The following is a 17,922-nucleotide window of genomic DNA, read 5'->3' on the forward strand; positions in this document are numbered from 1 at the left end:
TTTATTAATTCGATTAAAAAAGAAAACTATACGGTATTTTTCCTATTTTTTGGTTAAGCTAAACCATGAAAATTGCATAAACATGAATAAAATAACTCGAGACCGATACGCATGATCGAAGCATTTTTAAAAAAACTTCCCTTTTATGACAAGAAATGGTTTCAATTTATTTTATTTGTCATTCGCCGCTTTGAGGCTGATCGTTGTCGTGAACAGGCTGGCTCTTTAACGTATACCACCCTGTTTGCTGTGGTACCGATGTTGACGGTTTTCTTGGTTATTATCTCTTCCATCAATGCCCTCGAACCCGCACGTCAACAGTTACAACAACTGATTTATAGTAATTTCCTACCAAAAACCACCATCGCTTTTGATAAAGCCCTCAATGCCTTTACTGATAAATCCAGCAATTTAACCGTCATTGGTGTGCTTTTTTTATTCGTCACTACAGTGATGATGCTAACCAGTATCGAAACCGTGTTTAACCGTATTTGGAGAGTGCGTGAAACGCGTGGCGGCATCATTGGTTTCATGCGCTATTGGACTATTATTTCCTTAGGACCGATTTTACTCGGCAGTGCCTTTGTGGTGTCATCAACTTTGGCATCCATGAATGTGCTGAGTAATAATTTTGCTGGTTATGAACTCGATGGTGCTTTTTTACTGTGGGTTATCTCCTTTTCATTAACCATTTTAGGTTTCTTTATTTTGTACTGGACCATTCCCAATCGAAGTGTGCCGATTAAAGCAGCTTTGATTGCCGGTGTATTTAGTGCGGTGGTTTTTGAACTTTTGAAAAATTTGTTTGGCTTTGTCATGTCAAACTTCACCAGTTATCAAATTGTCTATGGTGCTTTCGCTGCCGTCCCCATTTTCCTACTTTGGATATTTTTGTCTTGGAATATTGTACTGATTGGTGTGGAAATCAGTTATGCCCTCACCGCCTTTAATTCAGGCAAGGACCAAAAGCGCCATCCCGTGATTATGCTGATGGACTTACTCGAACTGTTTTATAAAAAACAAAAAATTGGTGAAAGTGTTTCTGAGAAAGAAGCTCTTGAAGTTTTAGGTCGCGATGAAATTGGACGACTGCCAACCTACATGGCTTTATTTGAAAAGCAAAGTTTGATTAAGCGCACAGATGACGATCGCTATGTATTGGTACGTAATTTATCGCAAGTGGATTTTTGGAGTTTCTATAGTCATTTACCCTATCCACTTCCAGACCGCCAAGACCTTAGTAATGTCTGTCCAGACGATGAATGGATGCAAAAAATTGGTCCGCAGCTCATTGAGTCTGACGACTATCTTGCAGCAAAACTCTCCATTCCTTTGTCTAAAATATTTGAAGAAAAATAACGCCACATCAACTAAAAAGGAGAGCAATGCTCTCCTTTCAATAGATTAATGTGTAAATACTCTACTAACCCGCAGATTTCGTATGCGGAATAAATTTAGCCAGCCAACGGTGCAAGGTCACGGTCATCACACCTAACATCACCAAGGCTGTGCCAAGTATAAAATTTAGTTCAATTGTTTCGTTTAAAAATACAATACCAAACACCATACCAAAAATAGGCGTTAAAAAAGAAAATACACCTAAACCATTGGCACGGTATTTACTGAGTAGCCAAAACCATAGCATCAAACTAAAAAACGAAATAATAAACACATGGAAAAGCATGCTACTGATCGAGATAGCCGTCCAATGTAAAGTGGTTTGACCTGTAAGCCAAGCCACAGGCAAGAGGAATACAAAGCCACCCACCAACTGATAAAATAATGTCTGAGTCGGTGGTGCATCAGCCAATTTACTTAAACGTAGCGATATGGTTGTTAATGCCCACATTACACCCGCAAGCAATGCCATGACATCGCCTATTAAGGCTTGAGCGTTATAACCAGCATTACCCTCTCGCCCTATAAAGGACAGCACAATACCTGAAAAATGCTAGGAAAATACCGCCCCATTGAATTGGACTTAACTTTTCATCGGGTAATTTCCAATGTAAACCCAAGGCAACAAAAATTGGTGCGGTATATAGTAAAACCACTGTATGTGATGCTGAAGTGAAACGAAGTGACTCAGCCACTAAAATAAATTCTGCGGAGAATAAAAATGCCAACCAAATTCCAGGCATTAAATATTCACGCGTATATAAATGTGTGCCAGCTTTTAAGCGAATTAATGGAAAGACCAGCAACGCAGCAAGACCTGAACGAATGGCAATTTGCATGATGGGTGCAATATCAGCAGCAGCTAACTTAAGTACCACCTGCTGCGCACCTAAAATCATGCACAAAATAATCATCAGACCTGATGCTTGCGCATCAAGTGCTTTACGCTGTCCCACAAGATTCACTCGATAATATGATAGATGACACTATAAAGCTGTCTGAAATAAAATATATACTTCAATACAGACAAAATATCTTCTTATTCAGGCAAATTTAATCATGCGTCATAAAGCTCATTTAGAAACAGCATCATTGAAGCAGCTGCCAACCAATGACCTCATTCAAGCCCCGCTTTGGATGAGCTTTCGTAACGACCCTGCTTTGTCTGTCTATCCTGTCCATGGGCATGCGTGGGGAGAATTTGTTTATGCCTTTAATGGTGTGATGGAGGTCAATATTGACCACGTCGATTACATTACACCTCCACCGTATGGCATTTGGTTACCACCAAATTTAGAACATAGCGGTTTAAACCGTACCGCTGTTTCGCATGGTACGTTATATATTCATGAATCTTTATGTCACCAGCTTCCCAAGCAAGCAGGAATCTTACTCAGCTCGCCATTAGTCACGGCATTATTTACCCATCTTAGAGTTCTACATGACAATCCTGAGCTAGATGAAAATTCGGTTGAATATCAGCGCTTATTACATGTCTTGCTCGACCAACTTCATCAAGCCAATTTAGTCAGTAGTTATTTACCGCACTCCGAGCATCCTGCGCTAAAACAAATTTTAGACTTTCTCCATCAACATCCTGCCGATCAAAGCACGTTAGATGAATTGGCCCAACGCATTAACATGACAGAGCGTACCCTTGCACGCTACTGCCAAAAAGAATTAGGCATGTCTCTACATGAATGGCGTCAACGACTTAAAGTGACCAAAGCCATGACAATGCTGAATTCTGGCCAAAAAGTCGAAAGTATCGCGCTCGAACTGGGTTATGCCAATGCATCCGCCTTCATTAATATGTTCAAAAAATGGATGCTGTGTACTCCTGATCAATTTCGTAAGTCAGGACTCAGTGGATAATTTTTGCAAATTCAAATTAGTTTACGCAATTGTCTTTTCAATGCATTTATTTATGCTGTACTTATCTTATAAAAAAGGCTGCACCAAGCAGCCTTTTATTTAACTCACCGATAAAGATTACTTCACAAAGGTTTTCCACACGTAGTCTTGATCTTTACCTTTAAGCGTCATGCTTAATTGATCACCTGCATTTAATGCAGCAACACCTGCTGGTGTACCCGTCATGACCACATCACCCGCTTCTAAGCTAAATACTTGGCTAATATCTGCAAGCAATGTACCCACATCAAAAATAAGCAATGCGGTATCCCCTTTTTGGCGCAGCTCATTGTTAATTTCAAAGGTGTAATGTACATCTTTCCAATCAGTTACCACATCTGCTACATCAACCCAGTCCGCAAGCATACACGAACCATCAAAGGCTTTTGCACGCTCCCAAGGATGACCTTTTTTCTTCAAATCATCTTGTAAGTCGCGTAAGGTTAAATCCAAGCCTAATGTCACTGCACCTACCGCTTCTAATGCTTTTGCAGGATCAGTTTCAGCCTTCAAAGGGCGGTCAATACGTAAACTTAATTCACATTCATAATGACAGTTGCCCCATTCTACGTTCCAAGCAATGCCATCCTCTAAAGAAATGAGCGCACTCGGTGGCTTAATAAACAATACCGGATGATCTGGAATAGCATTGCCTAACTCTTTGGCATGATCGGCATAACTACGACCCACACAAATAATTTTAGATGGACGTGATGACATGGGCTTCCCTCCGATGAAATGTTTAAATTTATTTTTTAAAAGTATTCACAAAGATACTTTGATCTGCCGGATTAGCAAAAGCACTTTTAGGCACAATGATGACCGTCTTGCTTTTTAATTCGATCATATAGGTGTGTTTACCTTCAGCAAAAGTTACAACTTCAGCATAATTGAAGACATTTTTACGACCGTTGGCATGAATCTCCGCATAGTCTTGAAATAAATCAATACCTTGCTCACTTTTGCCTAATTGATATTTTACAAACTGACGTTTAAACATCATCGGTAAAAACCAATAGCGCATTAACCCTTGTAATAACAAGAAAAATGCACCAAGCCCCACATAGTAAGCACCAACACCATTTACACCAAGGTAAATACCCCAAATGATAATCCCGACACTAATCGCAGGCGTTAAAAAGCGAGTAAATTGCTTTTTGCCAAAGGTTGCCAATGCAAAACCATCCTGTGATTCTTCAAGATTTAAAAAATAGCGCAGTGATAATGCTGGTTGAGTCTCAGACATAAGCGTAAATACATGAAAAGTTAATTTGGGCTAAATACTACACCACATTTCTATTGATCTTCATGCTTTTTAAGCTTTGGATGTAACACTTCACTACTTTCAAACACGCAAAAAATGTTTTAAAACATCTGCAATAAAAAATACGCAGATACAGGAAGTATTGCAGATGAAAAAAATAATAATGTCTGTGCTGCTATGTACGTGCTGGATGAGCACGACAAGTTGGGCACGCATGATTCACTGGCAAGCTGATGTACCAAGCAGCCTTGATTTGTTTCAGGGTCAAGCCCATGCTTTAGCTGATCTGGCCGCAGATCGTATCGTCATTTTTGCCCATCCAACCCAACACATTCGCTTACCCACCATGGGCACTCGTCAAAGTAAAATTGGGCAATACCAAAGCGCTGCGGTGGTCGTTCCAACTAACAGTAAAAATGTCGCGCGACTGCTGTCGAATTACAGCAATTATGCTGGCTTATTTCCCACGCTCAAATCCGCTGAAGTCGTTGAGCAACACGGTAATCTCAGCCAAGTACGCTATAAAATTCATATCCCAACCCCGATTCCGGTACTGAATTTTAAAGAATCAGTATTGATGCAGCACCAACTTCAGGGCAACAGTTTGACCAGTTTAATTTTAGAAGCACCTGTTCCCTTTGGTGCAGGGAAAATTGAATGGTTTGAACTGGATAAAAATCACACCTTAATTACCATTACCCAGTGGGGCGATCTCGATCAGCCAAAAGGATTTTTATTCAGTAAAATTTTAAAGGCTTTACCAGATGCCAAATTGGGAATACCCGCAGGAACCAATGGCTTCCTTCTTGAATCCTTACAGCGTCGCTTCAAAGCATTTAGCAGTGAAACACTTGCCGCTGGTCAACTCCCAAAGCTGCAACTTAATCGTAACCAACTTGAAAAAATCAGTCAGCTGAGTCAGCGCTCTCAAGCACCAGTGTCATTTATCCTACCTGCTCAGCGTGTTCCTTACGGGCAAAATTATGAACTTATGCGCTTTAGTAGCAGTTATCAATATTACTTGCAAAATCCATCTAAACTACAGCACTGGATAGCCGCACCTGCATTTCAAAAACTTTTTCCAAGACAAGTCAAAGAAATGCAGATCACCAAACTTAATGCAAAGACCATTGATGCAGACTATAAAATTTCAGTTGGTCTTGGGGTAATTAATATCCCCTTCGATTTTAAAATGCGTTTTGATTATCCAGATTTGTTGCAAAACCAATATACCGCGACAGGGGGGGATCTACAGTTTGTCCGAGGTTCAATGCAAATTCATCCACAACAGCAAGGTTCTTTATTACAACTGACCAGCGCCATGAAAATTGATGATAAAGCACCGTTTTTACTACGTGCAATGCGCAGTCTGCCTTATCACGATATGCTTCCAGCTTTGGGTGGAAATACGGTTTTTGCATTGAAAGTTAAAGAAAAACTCAGCTGATTAAATCAACTGAATGATGTGAAATTATATAATCGGTTTTAGCTATATTTCAGACACAAAAAAACCGCAACATGTGCGGTTTTTTCTAACTTGATCAAGTTGGTGCGCTCAGAGAGATTCGAACTCCCGACCCCTTAGTTCGTAGCCAAGTGCTCTATCCAGCTGAGCTATGAGCGCGACGTCTTGATGTGGCTCATTATACGTGATTATTATTATTTGTTAAGTGCTATTTTAATAAAATTGATACAACTGCCTAGATATTAAACATTAATAGCTTTGAAGTATTAAAAATTAAGCAAATGTAGTCGAGCTATGCTTATTTTATATGACAACGTTCCTACCCTTTTGAATGATTACACAGAAAAATAATAAGACCATCAAAAAACACTGGTCTTTAAAATCCAGCATCACAGATCCAACTTAAACACTCAACACCTAACATTCAATCATTAAATAACAAAACCAAAGCAGCGAATTTAATCACTGCTGCAAAAAATCAGGCATTGATTTTATTGGGGTAAATTTTTATGTACTATTTTCTATGTGGTACTTTTCTATTTGGTGCTGTAAATTTTGTTCATCATATTGACCGATCATTTACCAACCTAAAACCAATACGCATTGGCTATGCACTCATTGCACTTGATGGCTTTCGCTCTATCCACTGACTTGCACAGACAATCATGGCATTGTTAAATATTTGATGTAACTCAAATTTCAGGCACAAAAAAACCGCAACATGTGCGGTAATTTGTTCAAGTTGGTGCGCTCAGAGAGATTCGAACTCCCGACCCCTTAGTTCGTAGCCAAGTGCTCTATCCAGCTGAGCTATGAGCGCTAAACTTGTGTGCCTTTAACGGCTTACGTTACTTTAAACTTACTTATTGGTGCGCTCAGAGAGATTCGAACTCCCGACCCCTTAGTTCGTAGCCAAGTGCTCTATCCAGCTGAGCTATGAGCGCGACATAAGTAAATCGTGGCGGTGAGAGAGGGATTCGAACCCTCGATACAGTTGCCCGTATGCATCCTTAGCAGGGATGTGGTTTCAGCCACTCACCCATCTCACCGTAACGTGCGGCCATAATACAAAGATCGAGGGGGGACTGCAAGCTCCGTCTTTATATTTTTTTCATTTTTTTGTTCAATTAGATACTTTTTAAACGATTTGAATAAATCCTTCTGATAAAAGTCGATATTCCGTCCATCTCTACGGCTTTTCATGCTTAAACATCGTAAAATATGTTTTGAAAACACTTTATTGCAATCAATTACGTGCAGTATCGCGCAGCATGTCTTATGCTAATCCTAATCTTCTAATTTGAAGTCAAATACATTATGAAAAACTGGGTCGACCCCGAAGCGAAAGCTGAAGCCGAACGTTATGAAAATCCAATTCCGAGTCGTACTTTAATTCAAGAGACGATTGAACAACTGAATACTCCCCTATCTCATGCTGATTTTGTGGAGCACTTTGCAATTGCTGATCAAAAAAGTATTGATGCATTAAGTCATCGTCTGATTGCGATGGTTCGTGATGGTCAGTTGATGAAAGATGGATTTAAGTTCCAGCTTGCAGCTGAGCAACCGACTCATGAAGCAACGGTTTATATCAATTCTAAAGGTATGGGAACTGCAAGTGTCAGCGGTTCTGACGACTTATTATTACCAGAGCGTGAGCTACGCCAAGTATTTAATGGCGACCGTGTTAAAGTACGTCAAACTTCAGTTGACCGTAAAGGTAAAGCGTGGGGCTTTATTACTGAAGTATTGCAACATCGTGTTAAACAAATTATTGGTAAAGTGTCGGAATATGAGGGTGAATATTTTATTCAACCTGCCAATCCAAATGCACACCAACCGATTACCCTCGAAAAAGAATTAATTGAACATGCCAAAGTAAAATTAGGCGATTCAGTACGTGTCGAAATTGACGACTATCCAACCAAAGAAGAATTTGCGACAGGCCACATTATTCAGTCTATGGCGGACAAAGCAGATACTGAAATCATCATTCCACAAACCATTTTGGAATATGGTCTGCCTTACGAATTCCCTGATGAAGTTCAAAAAGAAGCCGATAGCTTTAAAGAACCATCAGAACAAGATCGTCAAGGTCGTGTCGATTTACGTGATTTAGCTTTAGTCACCATTGATGGTGAAGATGCCCGTGACTTTGATGATGCCGTTTATGCTGAAAAACGTCCGGGTGGCGGTTATCGTGTGGTTGTTGCGATTGCCGATGTGAGTCACTATGTTCGTCTAGGTAAACCATTGGATGATGAAGCACAGGAACGTGGTACTTCGGTGTACTTCCCTCACTTCGTTTTACCGATGTTACCAGAAGCACTTTCCAACGGTTTATGTTCGCTGAATCCAAACCTGGACCGCTTATGTATGGTTTGTGATTTGAATTTATCACGTGCCGGTCGTGTGACGAAATTTGAATTCTATCCGGGTGTGATGCATTCCAAAGCACGTCTGACCTATACCCAAGTTGCGGAATACTTCGATGGCAACAGTCAAGCCATTCCAGAAGACCGTGATGTACGTAAATCAGTCAATACTTTATTCCAACTCTATCAAGTCCTCAAAGGCTTACGTGCTGAACGTCATGCCATGGAATTTGAAACCGTTGAAACGTATATGACCTTTGATGAGCTGGGTGGTATTAAAGAAATCCTACCGCGTACACGTAATGATGCACATAAGCTAATTGAAGAGTGCATGTTACTGGCAAACGTTGCCGCAGCTGAATATGCATTGAAAAATGAAATTCCGATGCTTTACCGTGTACATGAGCCACCAGAGTTTTCACGTATTCAAAAGGTTCGTGACTTTGTTAAATTGCTGGGCTTACCGTTCCCTGAACAACCAACGCAAGCAGATTATCAAGCCGTAATTGAAGCAACCAAAGACCGTATTGATGCCCCGAGCATTCATGCCGTTTTATTACGCTCCATGATGCAGGCATATTATGGTGCCAATAATTCAGGACACTTTGGTTTAGCATATGAGGCTTATACTCACTTCACATCACCAATTCGTCGTTATCCTGACTTATTACTTCATCGTGCGATTAAAGCACAATTGAAGAAAAAACCATATCCTATTTCAGGTGCTGCTTTAGATGATGCGGGTGAGCATTTCTCTGCGACTGAACGCCGTGCTGATGAAGCCTCTCGCTCTGTGACTACATGGTTAAAATGCCATTATATGCAGCAGCATTTGGGTGAAGAGTTTGTTGGTACCATCAGTGCAACAGCTGAATTTGGCCTATTCGTGACCCTCAAAGATTTGTACGTCGATGGCATGATTCATGTTAGCCAATTGGGTGATGACTTCTTTGTTTATGACCAAGCCAGTCAAAGTCTTGTCGGTCAAGCACGTGGTCAAGCCTTTAGTTTAGGAGATGAAGTCAAAATTAAAGTTGCGGGGGTAAATCTCGAAGAACGTAAAATTGATTTTGAGTTAATTCAGCAACTGAGCCACGGTGGTCGCGCTATTCGTGCACGTGCGCCCCGCGTTGCCAAAGCTACAGCGAAAGAAGAAGTTTTTGGTGAGCGTAAAACTACGGCCAGCGAAGATGGAGAACAGCCCATACGACGCAAAAAAAGCAAATCGAAGCCCAGTTCTTTCAGCAAAAAACCTGCTAAAAAATCTGCAGCAAAGTCTGAAACAAAGGCTAAAGATAAAGTGAAGAAAAAATCTAAACCGAAAAAGAAAAAATCCAATGCAAAATCATCTGCGGATTAAGGTTTAGAAATAAAGAGCGCTTCGGCGCTCTTTTTTTATCTTTATAAAATCCCCATATTCCAAAATAGCTAGAAAAAACCAATTAAAAAGGACTGAGCCTTGATTTCCTTAGCTTGAAGCCTTACTTCTATAGTTAACACAAGAGATTAATGTAGACATCAACATGACTTTAGAAAAGGCAACATTACCTGTTCCACAATTTGACCAAATCACATTGGAACAGCTGAAAGAAAAAATTCAAAGCGCCATTCAACAAGGTCAGCAATTTCTCAATGAATTAACAGAAGTCCCTGATTCGATTCAGCAACAACTGAATACCTTAGAACAAGTTGATCGCCTAGAAAATAATATGAGCGAAGCTTGGGGCGTGTTGTCACACTTAAATGCCGTGATGAACAATGCTGAAACCCGTGAACTTTATCAGTCCTTATTACCAGGCCTAAGTGAGTACTACACTCAACTAGGTCAACACACTGCTTTATATCAAACCTATCAACATGCGCATGATAATGGTTTATTTGATACCTTCCCTGCAGCACAGCAAAGTGCGATTAAATTAGCACTCCGTGATTTCAAACTTTCAGGTGTGGCTTTAGAAGGCGAAGCCAAAAAACGTTATGCTGAGATTTCAGCACGTTTGTCACAGCTATCATCAGACTTCTCCAACCATGTTTTGGATGCAACCCAAGCCTACTTTAAGCCTTTAACAGAAGCTCAGTTAAAAGGTTTACCTCAAGGCAGCATTGAATTACTCAAACAGTATGGTCAGCAACGCGAATTAGGCCAAGCTGTCGCAACATTAGATTTTCCTTCGTACATTGCAATTATGACCTATGCGGAAGATCGTGACGTCCGCGAAGCATTGTATAAAGCATATACCACTCGTGCGTCTGATCAATCTGAGCAAACTCAATTTGATAACACACAAGTAATGGAAGAAATTCTGCAACTACGTCAGGAAATGGCGACGTTATTAGGTTTTAATAACTACGCCGAACTTTCATTGGCCAGCAAAATGGCGCCCAATGTCGAAACAGTCGATCAGTTCCTCATTGAACTAGCAGAACACGCACGAGCACCAGCGGAAAAAGAAATCGCTGAACTCAAAGCCACCGCTGCACAAGACGGCATAACAGAGCTACAACCCTGGGATGCAACCTATTATTCTGAAAAGCTCAAGGTCCAACAATTCAACCTGTCTCAAGAAGACCTCAAACCCTACTTCCCTGCACCCAAAATCATTCAAGGTTTGTTCAGCATCGTCAACCGTCTATACGGCATTGAAATTATTCAACGTGAAGCGCCAGTATGGCATACGGATGCTCATTACTTTGAACTTGAAGATCAAGGCCAAGTGATTGGTGGTTTCTACTTTGACCTGTATGCGCGAAGTGGCAAACGTGGCGGTGCGTGGATGAGTGGTTTCCGTTCTCGTATGCAAACTGAGAAAGGCTTACAAAAGCCAATTTGCTATATGGTGTGTAACTTTACCCCACCTGTAGGTGACCAACCTGCACTATTAACCCATGATGAAGTCACCACTCTATTCCACGAGTTTGGACATGGTTTACATCACATGCTGACTGAAGTGGATAATATTGCTGTGGCAGGCACACATGGCGTGGCATGGGATGCGGTGGAATTACCTAGTCAGTTCATGGAGTTTTGGACGTGGGATCAAGAAAGTTTAGATCTACTCAGCGAACATATCGAATCAAAACAAACATTACCTGCTAAGTTACTTAAAGCTCTACAAGATGCTCGTTTCTTCCAATCAGGTATGCAAACCTTACGTCAAATTGAATTTGCCATGTTCGACTTAAACATCCATAAAGCAAACCCTGCTTTAGATGCATCTGGTATCCAATCGACCTTAGACGAAATTCGTCAAAAATATGCTGTTGTACCAACTGTTAGTTACAACCGTTTCCAACATGGCTTCAGTCATATTTTCGCAGGCGGCTATGCAGCTGGTTATTATTCATACAAATGGGCAGAAGTTTTGGCCAGTGATGCCTTCGATCGCTTCGAAAAAGAAGGAATTTTTAACACTGCGACTGGCAAGTCGTTTAGACAATTTATTCTAGCAGTTGGCGGAAAAGATACAGCACTTGATGCATTTATCAATTTCCGCGGACGCGAGCCAAAAATAGATGCTTTGCTTCGTCATCAAGGTTGGACTAACGCATCTAAAAACGCTTAAACTAACGACCTTAGTTAGATTCAAGGTAAGTATGATGACCATTAAACGACGTTTCATTGCAGGCGCTAAATGTCCAAAATGCCAGGCGATGGATCGGGTTGTCATGCTCACCTCTGGTGAAGACGAGTGGATTGAATGCATTGATTGTGGTTACAGTGAAAATCGACCGACTCATGTCGATCAACCTGAACAACCCGCCGTGCCAGACGATATCGGTGTGATCCAATTTAAGCCACGTCAGCCTAAATAAAAATTAAGGTCAAACAATGACAGAAGATCAAAGACATAATCCAAAATTGTTAGTGGGAATCATTGGGGGCTTAACCATTCTGATTGCAGTATTTTTTGCATATCAATGGTTCAGCAACAATACTGAACAAAATAATGTTCATGAAGAAGAGATGGTTACTAAGCCTGCAAAACCGGCTGTGGCTACGCCAATTGAATCTATGTCAGAAGCCTCAGCACCATTAGCTGAAACTGAAATGGTTAAACTGGTAGAAGAAAATATCACTGAACTTCCTGTTCCAGAGAATGCGTCCTTGGCGAAAGAAGAAATTGCCAAACTGGATGACATTCAATCTCAGTTAAATGATCAAGAAACAACATTAAAGCAACAACATAATGATGCTGATGAGTTAATCAAACTCAAAGAAGAACAAATCAAATTACTTGAAGCGCAGTTAGCTCAACAAGCTAAATAATGCAGCAGTATAATTCGCACTATATGGGCTAGAATACCAACAGATATTCTGGCCTTATTTTTATGTCTTACATCTCCAGTACACCCAACATTCCCAAAGCCATTGGGTTACTCATGCTTTCTGCATTGCTGTTTTCTTTAATGGGTGTTTGTATTCGTTATGCGTCACATACCGTGGACAATGCCAGCATTGTTTTCTTTCGTAATGTGGTCGGATTATTTATTTTTCTGCCTTTTATTCTAGGTAAAGGTACAGTATTTTTTAAAACTGAAAAACTCTGGATGCATACTTGGCGCTCTGTCGTCGGCTTGATTGCCATGTATGGATTTTTCTACGCCATTGCAAATCTAAAACTATCAAATGCCATGGTCTTTACCTATTCCTCTCCCATCTTCATTCCATTGATTGCTTGGCTATTTTTAAAAGAAAAAATGACAGCATCTATGCTGTTGGCCGCCATCGTTGGCTTATTTGGCGTGCTATTCGTCGCCAAACCAGATGCAGGAATGTTTAACCAATTGTCTTTGATCGGCCTTACTGCCAGCTTCCTTGCTGCGATGGCGTTTGTCACTGTACGAGCCCTCACTGCAACCGAGCCACCCGAACGTATCGTCTTTTATTTTTGCTTTTTCGGTACACTCATTTCAATGATTCCCATGTTTTGGCTGTGGCGACCATATACTTTAAAGGAACTGGCCTTTTTAATCGGTGCCGGTCTACTTGCCAATATCAGCCAAATTGTGATGTCCAATGCCTACAAATTAGCACCTGCAGGTCAAATTGGCCCTGTGAATTATGTCGCCATCATTTTTGCAGGTATTTGGGGATATTTGATGTGGCAAGAAGTTCCTGATCTATATAGCTTAGTCGGTTTTGCTTTTATCTTAATAGCGATTATTTTGTGTAGTCCCATTTTACAAAGCAAACTAAAAAAATCCGAGTAACAAACGCTACAAACTAAATAAAAAAGCACCCGAAGGTGCTTTTTTAAGTTTTAATGGGTTTAAGCCAAATTTTTATTTATACCAATCAAATAATTTGAAAATGTAAGGTGCGTACGTCACGATCAGTAGCGATGGGAACAATACCAAAATCGGTAAAATCCAACGCTCATAACGGTAGTAGAAATTGGTGTATTTCTCTTTTGCTTCCGCATCTGCTGCACGCACTTCTTCGTCCCCGACCGACAATCGTGTCAGCAAGTGATTCAATGCAACAGGTGGAGATACATAGCCCAACTCGAATGCAACCAATACAATCATCCAGAAATGAATCGGATGGATACCATTTTCATAAGCCACAGGTGCAATCGTTGCCGCCACTAGAATCACCGCACCAAATGGGTCTGTCGTCATTCCAATAATTGCCAGTAGAAGTGCAATGAATGCCAATGAAATGTAGATATTACCTAAATGTGTCGGTAACAATTCCACAATTTCAGTACGCTCGATTAAACCACCAACACTTGCTGAGAGTGCCATCAAAATAATCAAAGCACCAATATGTCCAACCGTTTCAGAAGACGCATACCAAATTGAACTGCGGAACCCACGACGGTTGACCCCATGCCCACCATGTTCACGCATAAATTCAGATTTTTGTTCATGCTGCAAACTAAGCTGTGCATGCGCATCGACAGTCTGAGATGTAAAACGATCTGAGAACCAGCGATCAAACATGATGTAGACAATTAAAATGATAGGCAACACAACTGGTGCTGTGAACTCGTCCATTTGGGTGTCTAGACCGTATTTATAGAAAGCAATCACAATCAGTGTCAGTACAATGTAAGGGATTACTGGAACGAATGCTTTTAACATACCCGGAACAGCAACTTTTGGCGACGCAACACGGAAGCGCGTTTCAGCCAAGAACAGTGAAATACCGAGGAATAAAAATGCCGTTAGCCAGAAGACATAAATACCATGATCAAATAATTCATCCGAGGTTACATGACGACTATCTAACATCGAAATTAAGATAATCAATAGACATGGACGAATCACTACACCCAATGAACCTGACATCGCTGAAACAGCTAGAGCAAACTGACGACGTGAACCTGCATTCCACACTTCTTTATAAATGATCGCACCTGCTGCAACAACGAAGATCCCCGATGCACCGGTATAGGCGGTAGGAATTGCGGCAGCGATTAGAATCAACCATGTCAATGTTTCAGGCGCTAGATTCCATGGACGTAAAATTCCAAGGAACAAATCCATCACACGGGTTTGTGTCAGCAACATCCCCGCCCAGATAAACAGTGCAAGGTTTAAGAAAATGCCTGAGAACTCAACCAACTGTCCGAGGTAAATCCCTTGCCCCATTGGATAATCCATGAAGAAGGTAAAGGCAATACCTGTGATAATGGCCATAAAGGCATATAAAGGTACACTCAATAATGCCAAACCAATATTTCCGGCCCCTGGCTCTTTTGCTGCAGGTGGCTTGAAAAATTGATAAATACTAATCAGTGTGACAATTCCAAAGAGTGCTAACCACAACCAATATACTGCCAAGGTTTCATTGGTCGATTTCACCCCAGAGTTCAACACAGAATTGAATTGGCTATACACAGAGAATGTCAGTAAGCCGTTACCAATCGCCATGAACAATGCATAAACTTTATAATCCAAGCGAGTGGTCGGTGCACGAAGTCCGATATGATGGAATTTGACTGAAGCAGTAATCGCTGAAACCAAAACCATCAACAGTAAAATCAGGACACGGTTTTCAGAACCAAATTTAAAAATACCAAAGAACGTCGTTTCAATCGTACGGTAAGTACGAATACTTGGATGTTCATCTAAGTAATTTTTAGCTTTGTCATAAAATTGGAATTTTTCTTCACATTGCTGTACGCCCGCCATGACAGAAGCACGTACATCTGCTTCAGTCGCTGTCCCAAAAATATCAGCAAACTCATCAGCAGCATTGGCTTTCATTTGTGTTTGTACCAACGCATCTACGTTGGGGTGGCGGTCACAATCTGGCTTTGTGGGTTCCGCACGTAAGAATGAATATTGCATGCCAATACTTTCATTGCCGTACAAACGCTCACCAGTACGTAAAAGCTGACCATGAATCATCTCCCCTGTACCAATAATCAATGTAAGCAGAAGCAAGATCAACACGACTAGAGTCGAAATCCATTCTGTCCAGACATAACGTAACAGCCCGACGATGCCGGATCTGTTGTGTTCATCATTTTGCATGAGTCTTCCTATTTTTTATTTTGGATGACTGCATCAACAGTTCATCCCTGTCCTTTTTGGCTCGAGTATTTCCTTCCTCTTGCCACACTGTTTTATTATTGCCTTTCAATGTGCATGAATTTGATCAGAATAAAATGACAATATGTATTTTCTTTTCTGTTTTTTTGTCAACTCTGTCGCTATTCAATCATTATTTATCAAATAAATAGCTACCGACGATATAACCTATCGCAAGGATAACACCACCAATCACACCCAATAAATGCGCTTCCACCAATACTGGACTGCCAATTAACTCTGCGGTTCCAGTATTCCCAATGGTATTTTCCCACACCAATTTTGCCAAGATTAGAAACAACACAAATGCGGCGAAATTACGCTCGCGTTTATACATGAGGTGCACACATGCAACTGCAACATAAGCACCATGTAGCACGCCAGATAATCCAGCATAGGCTTCAATATCAGGTAAAAAGAAATAAAAGCTGAGACTAATCAGCGGCGATAAAATGAGTAAAATCGCAATGAAATGCCATACTGCGGCACGCGGAAAAATGAAGGGTAAGCAAATAAATGCCAACATATTAAGGAAAAAATGAATCCAGCCTACATGCACCCAATGCGCAGTCCACAAACGCCAAAAGTCGTGAAATAAGGTATCTTGCCAATAAATGAAATGGTCTTTAAATACCTGTAAACATGCGCAAAGAGAAACGAAAATTGCTAAAAAAACAATTTTCTGTACCAAAAATTGTGTTTTCATTTTCATTTCTCCTGCTACTTAGAGGTGGAGTTCAGAAAGTGAATGCTTATTCAGAGGATTCACTCGTAGTTGCTGTGCTTGCTCCATCTGCATCGCCACCAAATAAATCATCCAACTCTGAACTGTCTGAAGATTCATCCCAGAATGATTCCATACCATCATCTCCAGTACGTACACCTGTGTGCTCGGTCCAGTAGCGATCAGATATCCCTTTCACCATACTTTCAGCCATACTATCAATCAGTTTAAATTGTGGATTGACAGGCTTTTCATCTGAACGTGCTTTTGCAAAGGTACGTAATGCATCACGAATTTTGGCATCATCACCACTGGCTTGTGCTGCAACAGCATAGAGTGCATGTGATAAACGCACGCCTTTTTGCTCACCAATCTGAGTCGATTGTTTTAAGGTTTGATATGGATCAGGTTTGCCATCACCCGCACCTGGTAATAAGGTCCAAATGACCGCACGTGTCGCATTTGGTGCACCCCAGAATTTTTCATTGTTTAGGCAAACCATGCCACGCTCAACGATCGCAGCAATATCTTTCGGCACGTTTACTGCGCCACCAGAATTAATATCGTTGGTCATTGACTGCAAACCGCTCAACATACCGAGCATGTAAACGGTTTGATCAATATCGCTGTTCATTTTTGGGCAACCTTCGCCCAATTCTTTCTTATATTTTTTTTCGTAACGATCTTGGAAAAGCTTATAGCCTGTGTATTGACGCTGTGCAGCGAGTGCAGCCCAACGCTTTTGTTCAACACGGGCATCTTGTGCTTCAGCCACTTGGTTTGACTTCGATGCACGTAGATAACGCAACTCAGCTTCTAATGCTTTTTGTTCGGCACAAATCCCTGCTGCGGAATACATTAAAACTGCAACACGCGTTGGATCTGCCCCCATATCTTTGGTCGCCATAATGGCTGGGGTTAATGATGTTCCGCTATTACACACCATTTCAGCATCTTCCATCGCTAGAATCGGCGGAACAATATGCTTTTCGGTAAATCCAAGTGCAACGTTGGCACCCGTTTTCACAACCTGTGAACAACCCGCTAATAATGTACTTGTTATTGCTATAACTGCCACACCCTGGCATATTTTTTGGACGCTCGACATTTTCCTGTCCTCTATAATTGTGTTTATGTCCATCTCGACAAACATATCAGAAGCAAAAAGTGAATTAAAGAGTATTTGCTCTAATTTGAGTGACACACTCTGCCATGTTTCAAAATCGAAGCAATTGACTGT

14 protein-coding genes, 4 tRNA genes and 1 pseudogene are annotated in these 17,922 nt (G+C 41.0%); 9 read left to right on the forward strand and 10 right to left on the reverse strand.

All coding sequences use genetic code 11. The annotated features are described in order from the left end of the window. Positions 1-111 precede the first annotated feature (111 nt). On the forward strand, positions 112-1,359 hold the full coding sequence (locus FTV09_RS03235; RefSeq protein WP_180056729.1) for a YihY family inner membrane protein: 1,248 nt from the start codon (positions 112-114) through the stop codon (positions 1,357-1,359). Positions 1,360-1,423: 64 nt separating this feature from the next. On the opposite strand, the pseudogene FTV09_RS03240 reads toward FTV09_RS03235, so the two are convergent. Then, positions 1,424-2,354, reverse strand: a pseudogene (locus FTV09_RS03240) (DMT family transporter). Between the two features lie 103 nt (positions 2,355-2,457). Between FTV09_RS03240 and FTV09_RS03245 the strand changes: the two are divergent. Then, complete coding sequence (locus tag FTV09_RS03245; protein WP_180056731.1) at positions 2,458-3,273, forward strand: helix-turn-helix domain-containing protein; 816 nt, start codon at positions 2,458-2,460, stop codon at positions 3,271-3,273. Positions 3,274-3,390: 117 nt separating this feature from the next. On the opposite strand, the gene FTV09_RS03250 is transcribed toward FTV09_RS03245, so the two are convergent. Together FTV09_RS03250 and FTV09_RS03255 are read right to left on the reverse strand one after the other, a co-directional pair. Beyond that, positions 3,391-4,032, reverse strand: coding sequence for a fumarylacetoacetate hydrolase family protein (locus FTV09_RS03250; protein ID WP_180056733.1), 642 nt, complete (start codon positions 4,030-4,032; stop codon positions 3,391-3,393). A 28-nt stretch (positions 4,033-4,060) separates the two neighbouring features. Beyond that, positions 4,061-4,558 carry a YcxB family protein gene (locus FTV09_RS03255; protein WP_180056734.1) on the reverse strand — a complete coding sequence of 166 codons (498 nt, stop codon included), beginning with the start codon at positions 4,556-4,558 and terminating at the stop codon, positions 4,061-4,063. Between the two features lie 166 nt (positions 4,559-4,724). Here FTV09_RS03255 and FTV09_RS03260 point away from each other — a divergent pair, with 166 nt between their 5' ends. Further along, positions 4,725-6,023: an SRPBCC family protein gene (locus FTV09_RS03260; RefSeq protein ID WP_180056736.1), complete on the forward strand. Its 1,299-nt coding sequence runs from the start codon at positions 4,725-4,727 to the stop codon at positions 6,021-6,023. A gap of 100 nt (positions 6,024-6,123) precedes the next feature. Here the strand turns inward: FTV09_RS03260 and FTV09_RS03265 are convergent. Beyond that, positions 6,124-6,200, reverse strand: a tRNA-Arg gene (locus tag FTV09_RS03265). 350 nt (positions 6,201-6,550) lie between these two features. Here FTV09_RS03265 and FTV09_RS03270 point away from each other — a divergent pair. Then, positions 6,551-6,691 (forward strand): hypothetical protein, encoded by a 141-nt coding sequence (locus FTV09_RS03270; RefSeq protein WP_155857599.1) that lies wholly within the window; start codon positions 6,551-6,553, stop codon positions 6,689-6,691. Between the two features lie 93 nt (positions 6,692-6,784). Here the strand turns inward: FTV09_RS03270 and FTV09_RS03275 are convergent. The 3 genes from FTV09_RS03275 to FTV09_RS03285 all read right to left on the reverse strand — a co-directional run bounded on the left by FTV09_RS03275 (position 6,785) and on the right by FTV09_RS03285 (position 7,090). After that, a tRNA-Arg gene (locus tag FTV09_RS03275) sits at positions 6,785-6,861 on the reverse strand. A gap of 47 nt (positions 6,862-6,908) precedes the next feature. Then, positions 6,909-6,985 (reverse strand) — tRNA-Arg (locus FTV09_RS03280). A 15-nt stretch (positions 6,986-7,000) separates the two neighbouring features. After that, positions 7,001-7,090: transfer RNA gene (locus tag FTV09_RS03285), tRNA-Ser, on the reverse strand. A 265-nt stretch (positions 7,091-7,355) separates the two neighbouring features. Here FTV09_RS03285 and rnr point away from each other — a divergent pair. From rnr to FTV09_RS03310, 5 genes are all read left to right on the forward strand, one after another. Beyond that, positions 7,356-9,776: a ribonuclease R gene (gene rnr, locus FTV09_RS03290; protein ID WP_180056765.1), complete on the forward strand. Its 2,421-nt coding sequence runs from the start codon at positions 7,356-7,358 to the stop codon at positions 9,774-9,776. A 163-nt stretch (positions 9,777-9,939) separates the two neighbouring features. Beyond that, positions 9,940-11,979, forward strand: a complete 2,040-nt coding sequence (locus FTV09_RS03295; protein ID WP_180056738.1) for a M3 family metallopeptidase — start codon at positions 9,940-9,942, stop codon at positions 11,977-11,979. 40 nt (positions 11,980-12,019) lie between these two features. Further along, complete coding sequence (locus FTV09_RS03300; RefSeq protein ID WP_171256675.1) at positions 12,020-12,229, forward strand: YheV family putative zinc ribbon protein; 210 nt, start codon at positions 12,020-12,022, stop codon at positions 12,227-12,229. A gap of 16 nt (positions 12,230-12,245) precedes the next feature. Then, entirely contained in the window at positions 12,246-12,683 is a 438-nt protein-coding gene (locus FTV09_RS03305; protein ID WP_180056740.1) for a hypothetical protein, read from the forward strand. A 62-nt stretch (positions 12,684-12,745) separates the two neighbouring features. Further along, the gene (locus tag FTV09_RS03310; RefSeq protein WP_067762889.1) at positions 12,746-13,627 is read left to right on the forward strand and encodes a DMT family transporter; all 882 of its coding nucleotides are present in this window, start codon (positions 12,746-12,748) and stop codon (positions 13,625-13,627) included. Between the two features lie 72 nt (positions 13,628-13,699). On the opposite strand, the gene FTV09_RS03315 is transcribed toward FTV09_RS03310, so the two are convergent. From FTV09_RS03315 to FTV09_RS03325, 3 genes are all read right to left on the reverse strand, one after another. Further along, the gene (locus FTV09_RS03315; protein ID WP_180056742.1) at positions 13,700-15,901 is read right to left on the reverse strand and encodes a TRAP transporter large permease subunit; all 2,202 of its coding nucleotides are present in this window, start codon (positions 15,899-15,901) and stop codon (positions 13,700-13,702) included. 190 nt (positions 15,902-16,091) lie between these two features. After that, complete coding sequence (gene rrtA / locus FTV09_RS03320) at positions 16,092-16,664, reverse strand: rhombosortase (protein WP_180056744.1); 573 nt, start codon at positions 16,662-16,664, stop codon at positions 16,092-16,094. 46 nt (positions 16,665-16,710) lie between these two features. Next, entirely contained in the window at positions 16,711-17,790 is a 1,080-nt protein-coding gene (locus FTV09_RS03325) for a hypothetical protein (protein WP_067762891.1), read from the reverse strand. Positions 17,791-17,922 lie beyond the last annotated feature (132 nt).

The sequence above is a fragment of the Acinetobacter sp. YH12227 genome (assembly GCF_013417785.1).
Classification (GTDB): Bacteria; Pseudomonadota; Gammaproteobacteria; order Pseudomonadales; family Moraxellaceae; genus Acinetobacter; species Acinetobacter gandensis.